At 70.6% G+C, this 10,934-nt stretch carries 11 protein-coding genes; 8 read left to right on the forward strand and 3 right to left on the reverse strand.

From position 1 onward, the window contains the following. Window positions 1-164: 164 nt before the first annotated feature. The gene (locus ABTX18_RS07825) at window positions 165-536 is read right to left on the reverse strand and encodes a DUF192 domain-containing protein (RefSeq protein WP_352121876.1); all 372 of its coding nucleotides are present in this window, start codon (window positions 534-536) and stop codon (window positions 165-167) included. A 103-nt stretch (window positions 537-639) separates the two neighbouring features. On the opposite strand from ABTX18_RS07825, the gene ABTX18_RS07830 reads away from it, so the two are divergent. From ABTX18_RS07830 to ABTX18_RS07860, 7 genes are all read left to right on the forward strand, one after another. Beyond that, window positions 640-1,521, forward strand: a complete 882-nt coding sequence (locus ABTX18_RS07830) for a prepilin peptidase (RefSeq protein ID WP_352121877.1) — start codon at window positions 640-642, stop codon at window positions 1,519-1,521. A gap of 61 nt (window positions 1,522-1,582) precedes the next feature. Beyond that, window positions 1,583-2,404, forward strand: a complete 822-nt coding sequence (locus ABTX18_RS07835) for a class I SAM-dependent methyltransferase (RefSeq protein WP_352121878.1) — start codon at window positions 1,583-1,585, stop codon at window positions 2,402-2,404. Window positions 2,405-2,472: 68 nt separating this feature from the next. Beyond that, complete coding sequence (locus tag ABTX18_RS07840) at window positions 2,473-2,931, forward strand: hypothetical protein (protein WP_352121879.1); 459 nt, start codon at window positions 2,473-2,475, stop codon at window positions 2,929-2,931. Between the two features lie 597 nt (window positions 2,932-3,528). Then, window positions 3,529-4,290, forward strand: coding sequence for an isoprenyl transferase (locus ABTX18_RS07845; protein ID WP_148020469.1), 762 nt, complete (start codon window positions 3,529-3,531; stop codon window positions 4,288-4,290). A 346-nt stretch (window positions 4,291-4,636) separates the two neighbouring features. Next, window positions 4,637-5,959: an RNA 5'-3' helicase PhoH2 gene (gene phoH2, locus ABTX18_RS07850; protein ID WP_352121880.1), complete on the forward strand. Its 1,323-nt coding sequence runs from the start codon at window positions 4,637-4,639 to the stop codon at window positions 5,957-5,959. A 389-nt stretch (window positions 5,960-6,348) separates the two neighbouring features. Beyond that, window positions 6,349-7,053 carry an aggregation-promoting factor C-terminal-like domain-containing protein gene (locus ABTX18_RS07855; protein ID WP_352121881.1) on the forward strand — a complete coding sequence of 235 codons (705 nt, stop codon included), beginning with the start codon at window positions 6,349-6,351 and terminating at the stop codon, window positions 7,051-7,053. Window positions 7,054-7,198: 145 nt separating this feature from the next. Next, the gene (locus ABTX18_RS07860; protein ID WP_352121882.1) at window positions 7,199-8,629 is read left to right on the forward strand and encodes an AI-2E family transporter; all 1,431 of its coding nucleotides are present in this window, start codon (window positions 7,199-7,201) and stop codon (window positions 8,627-8,629) included. 78 nt (window positions 8,630-8,707) lie between these two features. On the opposite strand, the gene ABTX18_RS07865 is transcribed toward ABTX18_RS07860, so the two are convergent. After that, the gene (locus ABTX18_RS07865; protein ID WP_352121883.1) at window positions 8,708-9,247 is read right to left on the reverse strand and encodes an alkyl hydroperoxide reductase; all 540 of its coding nucleotides are present in this window, start codon (window positions 9,245-9,247) and stop codon (window positions 8,708-8,710) included. Window positions 9,248-9,259: 12 nt separating this feature from the next. Beyond that, entirely contained in the window at window positions 9,260-9,814 is a 555-nt protein-coding gene (locus ABTX18_RS07870) for a peroxiredoxin (protein WP_018100933.1), read from the reverse strand. A 132-nt stretch (window positions 9,815-9,946) separates the two neighbouring features. On the opposite strand from ABTX18_RS07870, the gene ABTX18_RS07875 reads away from it, so the two are divergent. Further along, window positions 9,947-10,912 (forward strand): hydrogen peroxide-inducible genes activator, encoded by a 966-nt coding sequence (locus ABTX18_RS07875; protein ID WP_352121884.1) that lies wholly within the window; start codon window positions 9,947-9,949, stop codon window positions 10,910-10,912. Window positions 10,913-10,934 lie beyond the last annotated feature (22 nt).

Consider the following 10,934-nt stretch of genomic DNA (forward strand, 5'->3'; position numbering starts at 1 on the left):
CGCACACCCGTACGCGGCACGGAACCCCGCGCCCACCGACGGCACCGACGACGCAACTCCCCCATGGATGACATGCTTTCGACCCTACGGGCGCCTCGGGCCCACCGTCATGGGCCCCAGGCCCCAACTCCCCCGCAGCCGACAAACGTCACCGAGACCGGCCCTCAGCCGGTCTGCGCGATCCGCACCTGCATGCCGGGCCGCAGGCCCCACTTCGCCATCGCGCCGGCCTCCGACTCGATCACGTGCCGGGCCCGCAGCCGCGGCAGTCCCAGCCGCCCCGGCTTCATCGTGTGCACCGCCACCACGTTGAACTTCCGGTCCAGATACGCCACATCGATCGTGAACCGCATCCGGAAGGAGTGCACACTCCCGCACGGGGTGATCATCAGCGCCCCGTCGACCCCGTCCTGACCGAGCAGCCCACGGCTCCGGTGACGGTACGAGGCCGCGATCCGCAGCGGCACCTCGGTCTCCCGCTCCCCGTCCCGGTCCGTGATCGTCAGCGTTCCTGTTCCATTGCGCCATCGAGCCATGGCCATGACGGTAGCGGCAGGTGGCGAGCTCTGGGCCCGTAACGGCGTGCAGTGGGCCCCCGGACCCATGACCGGCGCGCGGGGGCCGCCTAGGGTCGATGACGTGTACGCCATCCTGATCGGGGTCGCCGCCCTCTGGGGAGCCGCGACCGGACTGCTGGTCCCGCGCGCCGCCTACCGGTTCTCCGTCGAACCGGACGACGCGTGGCGCGACGCCTGCCCCGCCGGCCACGCCCTCACCGGGCCCGCCCGCGGCTGGTTCGGCTCCACGCGCTGCACGACCTGCGCCGAGGTGGGCGCCGCCATCGCCGTACGGACGGCCGCCGGACAGCAGCAGCCGTCGGGCGACGCAGAGCGGGGGGCAGCCGACGACGCCGAACGGGAGCCGGCGGGCGACGCGGACGAGGGCGAGAGCCCCGCCGCCCCGCGCGGGAACGGCCCCCGCTACGCCCCGCACATCGCCGCCCCCGTCGTCACCGTCCTCGGCTGCGCCGCCCTCGCCGCGGCCACCGGTACGCGGCCCGAGCTCGCCGTCTGGCTGCTCCTCGCCCCCGTCGGCGTACTCCTCGCGACCATCGACCGCAGGGTCCACCGGCTCCCCGACCAGCTGACCCTGCCGGCCGCTGCGGCGGCCGTCGTACTCCTCGGCCTCGCCGCCCTGGTGCCGGAGCACGGTGGCGCCTGGCTGTCCGCCCTCCTCGGCGGAGCCGTCCTCGGCGCCTTCTACCTCCTGCTCTTCCTGATCAACCCGAACGGCATGGGCTTCGGCGACGTCAAGCTCGCCCTCTCGCTGGGCGTGGCCCTCGGCTGGTACGGCTGGGCCGTCGTGTTCGCGGGCGGGTTCGCCGGGTTCCTGTTCGGTGCGGTGTACGGACTCGGGCTGGTGCTGACGCGGCGGGCGGGGCGCAAGACCGGCATTCCCTTCGGCCCGTTCATGCTCGCCGGCGCGCTGCTGGGAATCCTGTTCGGCGCCCTGGCTGCCTGACCCCGCCGGGCGCGCCGGAAATGCGCTCGCGCCCGACGGCACCGGCTGCGACCATCCCCGTATGACCGCAACCCCCGATGACGCGCGAGGAGCAACCGGAGCCGCAACCCCGGCTGTCACCGAACGTGCCCGCTTCGATGCCCTCGTCGCCGAGGCCGACGCCGTCTCCGTGGCCGGATGGGACTTCTCCTGGCTGGAGGGCCGGGCCACCGAGGAGCGCCCGTCCTGGGGATACGCCCGCGCCATGGGGGAGCGCCTCGGCAGGGCGAAGGCGGCGCTGGACATCCAGACCGGGGGCGGCGAGGTCCTCGCCTCCGCGCCGAAGCTGCCGCCGCTGACCGTGGCCACCGAGGGCTGGCCGCCGAACATCGCCCGCGCCACCGCCCTGTTGCACCCGCTGGGAGCCGTGGTCGTCGCGGACGAGGACAAGCCGCCGCTCCCCTTCGGCGACGCGGCCTTCGACCTGGTCGTCAGCCGTCAACCCGTGACCACGTGGTGGGAGGAGATCGCCCGGGTCCTGGCCCCCGGCGGCACGTACTTCTCGCAACAGGTCGGCCCCGCGAGCGTCTTCGAACTCGTCGAGTACTTCCTCGGCCCCCAGCCGCCGGAGGTGCGCGCCGGACGCGACCCGGAGCAGGCTCGCGCCGCGGCCCGGGCGGCCGGTCTCGACGTCGTCGACCTGCGGATGGAGCGGCTGCGGACCGAGTTCCTCGACATCGGCGCCGTCGTCTACTTCCTGCGCAAGGTGATCTGGATGGTGCCCGGCTTCACCGTCGAGGCGTACCGGGACCAACTCGCCGCCCTGCACCACCGGATGGAGACCGAGGGGCCGTTCGTCGCCCACACCACCCGCTTCCTGGTCGAGGCCCGCAAACCCGGCTGAGCCCGAACGCCCTTCCCACGCCCGAAGGATGGCACCCTGGGTGCTCAGCGCACGGGAGGGAGCAGGCCATGAGGGTCGGCAACGACGAAGAAGCGGCGCGCGGCCCGCGGCAGGGGAACGCCGAATGGCTCGCAGGTGCCCGGATCGTCGGCGTCCTCGGCATCTTCTACCGGCCCGAAGGCCGCATGGGAGAGCCGGAGGCCGTTGCCTTCCTGCTGGCCGACGGCCAGTCCGTGCTTTTGACCTGCGCGTCCGACGGCAGCCTGCACGTCGGTGCCGGTACGTGGCCGCGCCTTCCCGACTGGTGCGTGCCGGCCGCCCAGTGGGAGTACGCCGCGATGGCGCGGCTGCCGCAGCCGCCCGACGGCGGCTGGACGGTCCTGCGCACCGAGGAGCGCCGGGACGAGCGCGGCGAGGTGGACGAGGCCGTCATCCGCTGCGAGGGCGGCCGCTTCGTGGTGACCGGCGGCGACACCGTGGGCATCCGGTTCACCCGCGGCCACCGGGGCGCGGCGGCGGCGACCTGACAGCAGGGCGCCACGCCGCAGCGTCCCTCTCACCCGCTGGCGCGCGACCGGAATGTGCACATCCTGTGTACGTCCTGCGGGCGCCTGAGGCGTCAACACGGCGCCACCGGACATCCGCGCAGCTCCAGGCCCTGCGGAGGGCCGGATTCCGTGTCCGGGCCGGAGTCCCGCACATTCGGAGAGTAATTATTTCGTGGCGTGGCACGCAGCATCACTTACGAAGGGTTATGGTGGAAACCCCCCCTCGGGCCGGTCCGTAACCCCCCCCCACGGACCGGCCCGTTTTTTTGTGCCCCGGCACCCGCCGCCCCCGTCCGTGAGCAGTCCCGGATGGAGGGACTCGCCCCGCGTGGCACCCGGGCCCCTCATCTACGTACGACGGACCGGTTGTCATGTAGGTACGACAAGCCGGTTATCACCGACTTGTGACAGGCCGGGTTGGGCCGGTGCGCCGCCCGCGCAGTAATGTGGCGGCTTCGGGACCGCACGGCACGGCGGGGCGATCGCCCCCTTCCGGTGCGGCGATCCCCAGGTGGACGACCCCGGACCCCGGGCATAGGGGCGGGCGTGCCCGCACGGAACCGAGAGGTGGACTCAGTGAACTTGCGCGACCTGGTGTACGGGCTCTACGCGCGCCGGGTGGAGGCCCGCCTCGATCACGCCCAGGTGCCCAAGCACATCGGTGTCATCCTCGACGGAAACCGGCGCTGGGCGAAGGCGTCCGGCGGCACCGCCGCGCAGGGACACCAGGCCGGTGCGGACAAGATCAAGGAACTGCTCGGCTGGTGCAGCGAGACGGACGTCGAAGTCGTCACGCTCTGGATGCTCTCCACCGACAACTTCGACCGGCCCGAGTCCGAGCTCATCCCGCTCCTCGGCATCATCGAGAACACCGTGCGCGATCTGGTCGCGGACGGGCGCTGGCGCGTCCACCACGTCGGCACGCTCGACCTGCTGCCCGCGCACACCCAGACGGTTCTCAAGGAGGCCGAACAGGCCACGGTGGGCGTCGACGGAATACTCGTGAACGTCGCCGTCGGATACGGCGGACGCCAGGAGATCGCCGACGCGGTGCGCTCCCTGCTGCTCGACCACTCCGAGAAGGGCACCTCCTTCGAGGACCTGGCGGAGATCGTCTCCACCGACCTGATCTCCGAGCACCTCTACACCCGGGGACAGCCGGACCCCGACCTCGTGATCCGCACCAGCGGCGAGCAGCGCCTGTCGGGCTTCATGCTGTGGCAGAGCGCCCATTCCGAGTACTACTTCTGCGAGGTCTTCTGGCCGGCGTTCCGCCGCGTCGACTTCCTGCGGGCGCTGCGCGACTACGCGGCCCGCCACCGCCGCTACGGCGGCTGAGCCACCGCCACCACGGCGGCGGACGGCCTCACCAGGAAGCGCCCGGGTCACGAAGTGACCAGGGCGGAACCGGCCAGGTCGGCATGGGTTGGCGCGTTCGAGGGCATACCCCTGACAGGTCGACGTCCGGTCACCAACCAGGCGGACGTCGTGTCCAAGTGAGCGGCATGGAGTCCGCTCGCCCGGGAGGCCCTTTGCACACGAAGGACCGTACATACAGTGCGGCCGACGCGAAGGGCCGGCGCACGGCCCGCGCAAGGTGGCCGGAGCCCGGCCCGTCCTCTCCCTTTGGGATGCTCCGCGACGCCGTCGCACCCCAACCTCTTCCGAGGGGGTACGTCCTTCCGTGGTGACCAGCACAAAGCGCCGCATGCCCGACAGGCGCACCTATGTTCTCGACACCAGCGTCCTGCTGGCCGATCCGAACGCCATGGCCCGCTTCGACGAGCACGAGGTCGTGCTCCCGATCGTCGTGGTCACGGAACTGGAGGCCAAACGCCACCACCCCGAACTCGGGTACTTCGCCCGCCAGGCCCTGCGCCTGCTGGACGACTTCCGGGTCCGGTACGGCCGGCTGGACGCCCCGATCCCCCTCGGGGATCTGGGCGGGACGCTCCGTGTCGAACTCAACCACTCCGATCCCGGCGTCCTTCCCGCCGGCTACCGGTTGGGGGACAACGACTCACGGATTCTCGCGGTCGCACGCAATCTCCAGGCCGAGGGGTACGACGTCACGGTCGTCTCTAAGGACCTGCCGCTGCGCATCAAGGCCTCGTCCGTCGGCCTCCTCGCCGAGGAGTACCGGGCGGAACTCGCCGCCACCGACTCCGGCTGGACAGGGATGTCAGAACTGTCCCTCTCCGCCGAGCAGGTGGACCTGCTCTTCACCGAGGAGACGCTGTACGTCCCCGAGGCAGCCGACATGCCCGTGCACACCGGCCTGGTCCTCCAGTCCGATCGGGGCAAGGCGCTCGGCCGGGTGACAGCCGAGGGCAACGTCCGGCTCGTCCGCGGCGACCGGGAGGCCTTCGGCATCCACGGCCGCAGCGCCGAACAGCGCGTCGCCCTCGATCTGCTTCTGGACCAGGACGTCGGCATCGTGTCCCTGGGCGGCCGGGCCGGCACCGGCAAGTCGGCGCTGGCGCTCTGCGCGGGCCTCGAAGCGGTGCTGGAGCGCGGACAGCACAAGAAGGTGATGGTCTTCCGTCCGCTGTACGCGGTGGGCGGGCAGGAGCTCGGCTATCTCCCCGGCAGCGAGGCCGAGAAGATGAGCCCCTGGGCCCAGGCCGTCTTCGACACGCTCTCGGCCGTCTCCGGCCGCGAGGTGATCGAGGAGGTGCTCGGGCGCGGCATGCTGGAAGTCCTGCCGCTCACCCACATCAGGGGCCGGTCCCTGCACGACGCCTTCGTGATCGTCGACGAGGCCCAGTCGCTGGAACGGAACGTCCTGCTGACCGTGTTGTCCCGGATCGGGGCCAATTCCCGGGTGGTGCTCACGCATGACGTGGCCCAGCGGGACAACCTCCGGGTCGGCCGGTACGACGGAGTGGTCGCCGTGGTCGAGAAGCTGAAGGGTCACCCCCTCTTCGCGCATGTGACGCTCACGCGTTCGGAGCGTTCCCGTATCGCCGCACTGGTGACCGAAATGTTGGAGGAAGGTCAGATCTGATACGGCTTGGGACAGTTGATGCCGCCCGGCGAGCGAAGGAGCTTAGCCGGGCGGCATCGTGTTGCGGCACCATTTCCGCAATTCAAGTGCTCCAAACGAGGTGTGAGCTTTCACACTCAGCAGAGAATTGCTTCCCGGCGGCACGTTCCGGCAGAGTCTTGCTTCCGTCAGGCCCCGCATACGGCACACCGGCACCTCCAGAGGCGCCACGCACCACACAACTCAACAACCGCCGCCCGTATGCCGCCCGCGAGCACCACGCGGCGCTCCCTCCGGGGAGTGCCCACCGGGCCCGTGCCTCCCGTGACCCAAGCAGTAGGGAGGCCAGTGTCAGGGGCACGATTGCGCCCGCGAGGTCACCTAAGCGGGCGATGCTGGAAGGACACCGTGTGAGCCGGATCTCGGTCCGGGGGTTCGCCGTGGCATCAGCCACAGCCGTAACCACCGTTGGCGCCGTCGTAGGCGTTGCATCGGGCAGCACTCCCGCTGCCGACGACAACAACTTCGAGGCGACCGCAGCCGACACCACGCTGCTCGCAGACATCCCCGCGGGCCAGCAGGCCCAGGTGCAGACCGCATCGCTGACGCAGCAGGCCGACGCCCAGGCGTCCGCGGCCGACGCGGCGGCGAAGAAGTCCGCCGAGGAATCAGCCCGTGTGCAGGCCGCCAAGGACGCCAAGTCCAAGAAGGCGGCGGCCGAGGACAGGCTGGAGAGGGAGCGCCAGGAGAAGGCGGACCGCGCCGAGCGCGCCAGCCGGTCCGAGGTCCGCAGCGCCACGGCGTTCGCGACGCAGAGCTCGTACAGCGTGGCCGAAGTCCAGGCGATGGCCCGCCAGATGATCCCCGGCGACCAGTTCCAGTGCTTCAGCAACATCGTGAACCACGAGTCGAGCTGGAACTACCGGGCGAGCAACCCGTCCTCCGGCGCCTACGGCCTCGTCCAGGCGCTGCCCGGCTCCAAGATGGCCTCCGCCGGCGCCGACTGGCAGACCAACCCGGCCACCCAGATCAAGTGGGGCCTCAACTACATGGACAGCCGTTACGGCAGCCCGTGCGGTGCCTGGTCCTTCTGGCAGGCGAACCACTGGTACTAGACCCTGGAACCTTTCGGGGTTCAGGTCTCAACCTCGCGAAGCCCCTCACCGTCCTACGGTGAGGGGCTTCGCGCGTGTACGGTCGGGCGGAACCGTTTCCCCGGGGGGAGCGGTGGGGAGAGCGGACGGGGGTAGAGGAAACGTCATGTCGAAACTGCCGGGGTGGCTCGGACAACTGGGTGGCGAACTGACCAGGCTGGGTGAACGCCTGGACGAACGTCGGGCCGAAGCGGCGGCCGAGGACGAGGCCCCGCACACGGAGCCCGCGGTCGCTGCGGTCACACCCGTCCGGGGGACCGGCGGCGACGGCAGGGCGGCCGAGGCCGACCATGTGCCGGCGCCGCCCGCGTACGCCCCCGCCGTCTCCGCACGCCCCGATCCCGTCGCCGCCATTCCCTGGGGGATGCGGGTCGCCGCCGAGGCGGGCTGGCGGCTGCTCGTGCTCGCCGGTACCCTCTGGGTGCTCATGCGCGTCATCAGCGCGGTGCAGCTGGTGGTGCTGGCGTTCGTCGGCGCGCTGCTCGTCACCGCGCTGCTCCAGCCGACCGTGGCCCGGCTGAGGCGGTACGGGCTGCCGCGCGGACTGGCCACGGCGGTCACGGCCATCCTGGGCTTCGTCATCATGGGCCTGGTCGGCTGGTTCGTGGTCTGGCAGGTCATGGACAACATCGACACCCTCTCCGACAAGGTGCGGACGGGGATCGACGACCTGAAGAACTGGCTGCTCGACAGCCCGTTCCATGTGACCGACAAACAGATCAACGACATAGCGAAGAACCTCAGCGACACCGTCGGCACCAACACCGAGGCGATCACCTCCGCCGGACTGCAGGGCGTCACCGTGATGGTGGAGCTCCTCACCGGGATGCTGCTGGCGATGTTCTCCACGCTCTTCCTGCTGTACGACGGCAAGCGCATCTGGCACTGGGTGCTCAGGCTCGTCCCCGCCCAGGCCCGGCCGGGCGTCGCCGGTGCCGGTCCGCGCGCGTGGCGGACGCTGACCGCCTATGTACGCGGCACGGTGATAGTCGCCCTGATCGACGCCATCTTCATCGGCCTCGGGATCTTCTTCCTCGATGTGCCGATGGCGGTGCCACTGGCCGTCTTCATCTTCCTGTTCGCGTTCATCCCGCTCGTCGGGGCGGTGGTCTCCGGAGCGCTGGCGGTCGTCGTCGCCCTCGTCACCCAGGGCGTGTTCACGGCCCTGATGGTGCTGGCCGTGGTGCTCGCCGTGCAGCAGATCGAGGGCCACATCCTGCAGCCGTTCATCCTGGGCCGGGCGGTGCGCGTGCACCCGCTGGCCGTGGTGCTCTCGGTCGCCGCGGGCGGCATGATCGCCGGCATCGGGGGCGCCGTCGTCGCCGTGCCGCTGGTCGCGGTGACCAATACGGTGGTCGGCTATCTGCGGGCGTACGGGCAGGAGGAGTCCCGCCGCCATTCGCCGCCCCCGCACGGCTCGACCTCACTGGACGCGGCGGCCAGGACGGCGCCCGGCTCGCCGCCGGAGAAGATCGACGACGGCAGCGACGAGGAACCGGCCGCTGCCGTCCCGAAGGCGCTCCCGGCGGACACGTAGGACGCGAACGCGATAAGAAGGGCCCCCGGACGGTCGGTCGTCCGGGGGCCCTTCTCGTATGAGGGGGTACTGCGGGTGCTACTCGGACTCGGCGAGGACTGCCTCGGCTTCGAGGGTCACACCCACCGCCTGGATCACCGAGGCGATCTTGACGGCTTCCTGAATGGTCTCACGGTCCACGCCGGCCTTGCGCAGCACCTGCTCGTGGGAGTCCAGGCACTGGCCGCAGCCGTTGATCGCGGAGACGGCGAGCGACCACAGCTCGAAGTCGACCTTCTCCACGCCCGGCTTGCCGATCACGTTCATCCGCAGGCCGGCCCGCAGGTTCCCGTACTCGGGGTCCGACAGCAGGTGCCGGGTCCGGTAGAACACGTTGTTCATCGCCATGATGGCGGCGGCCGACTTCGCGGCGGTGTACGCCTCCGCGGAGAGGTTGGCCTTCGCCTCCGGCTCCAGCTCGCGCAGCACCTTCGGCGAGCGCGAGGCGATCGCGCAGGCGAGGACGGTGCCCCACAGCTGCTGCTGCGGGAGCTCGCTGTTGCCGATGACCGAGCCGAGGTTCAGCTTCAGGTCCTTGGCGAAGTCCGGAACGGCGGCCTTCAGTTCGTCGAGTGCCATGTCGGTGTCAGCTCACTCGCCCGAGAGGAGCGCGACCGGGTCCAGGGTGTTCTCGCCCTTGGTCCAGTTGCACGGGCACAGCTCGTCGGTCTGCAGGGCGTCGAGGACCCGCAGGACCTCCTTGGGGTTACGGCCCACGGAACCGGCGGTCACCATCGTGAACTGGATCTCGTTGTTCTGGTCGACGATGAAGACGGCACGCTGCGCGAAGCCGTCCTCGCCCTCGATGCCGAGGTCACGCATGAGCTCGTGCTTGGAGTCGGCGAGCATCGGGAAGGGCAGGTCGGTCAGGTCCGGGTGGTCCTTGCGCCAGGCGTGGTGCACGAACTCGGAGTCACCGGAGAAGCCGAGGATCTGCGCGTCGCGGTCGGCGAACTCGTCGTTCAGCTTGCCGAACGCGGCGATCTCGGTGGGGCACACGAAGGTGAAGTCCTTGGGCCACGCGAACACGATTTTCCACTGACCCTCGTAGGTCTTGTGGTTGATCTGCTCGAACTCCTTGCCGCTCTCCAGCGAAACACAAGCGGTCAGGTCGAACTCGGGGAACTTGTCACCGACAGTGAGCACGCGCTCTCCTTGCAGCGTAGGAATTCCCTTTTTGGGGGAGTTCCTGGGGGTTGGACGATGTCCACCTTGGCACAGAGTGCATTGATCGCGGAAATAGCTACACTCGGTCGTGATGATCGGAGGTGCCTATCAGTGGCCCAGAGTAATCAGGGCATCCGGCCCAAACAGCCCAGCCTCTCGCAGCTGCGCGCCTTCGCCGCCGTGGCGGAGTATCTCCACTTCCGGGACGCCGCGGCCGCAATCGGGATGAGTCAGCCCGCGCTCTCCGGGGCCGTGTCCGCACTGGAGGAGGCACTGGGTGTCCAGCTCATCGAGCGTACGACGCGCAAGGTGCTGCTCTCGCCCGCCGGGGAGCGGCTCGCCGTGCGGGCGCGGGCCGTCCTCCAGGCCGTCGGCGAGCTGATGGAGGAGGCCGAGGCGGTGCGGGCACCGTTCACCGGGGTGCTGCGGCTCGGGGTGATCCCGACCGTCGCCCCGTATCTGCTGCCGGCCGTGCTGCGGCTGGTCCATGAGCGCTACCCGGACCTCGATCTCCAGGTGCACGAGGAACAGACGTCCTCGCTGCTGGAGGGGCTGGCCGCGGGGCGGCTGGATCTGCTGCTGCTCGCCGTGCCGCTCGGGGTGCCGGGGGTGACGGAACTCCCGCTGTTCGACGAGGACTTCGTGCTGGTCATGGAGCGCGACCACTGGCTCGGCGGGCGGCAGGACATTCCGCGCGAGGCGCTGCGGGAGCTGCCGTTGCTGCTGCTCGACGAGGGGCACTGCCTGCGCGACCAGGCGCTCGACATCTGCCGTGAGGCGGGGCGTACGGAGGGCGCGCCGGTGACCACGACCGCGGCCGGGCTCTCCACGCTGGTGCAACTGGTGGCCGGAGGGCTCGGGGTGACGCTGTTGCCGCGGACCGCGGTGACGGTGGAGACCGCCCGCAACGAGGCGCTGACCACCGGGTACTTCGCGGACCCGGCCCCCGCGCGGCGGGTGGCGCTGGGGATGCGGACGGGGGCGGCCAGGTACGAGGAGTTCGAGGAGTTCGCGGCGGCGCTGCGCGGGGCGATGGGGGCCCTGCCGGTGCGCGTGGCGACGGCCGGCCGGTCCTGAGTCAGGGGTCCGGCCGGCCGTC

Origin of the sequence: Streptomyces sp. NPDC096323 (genome assembly GCF_040302845.1) — a bacterium.
Classification (GTDB): domain Bacteria; phylum Actinomycetota; class Actinomycetes; order Streptomycetales; family Streptomycetaceae; genus Streptomyces.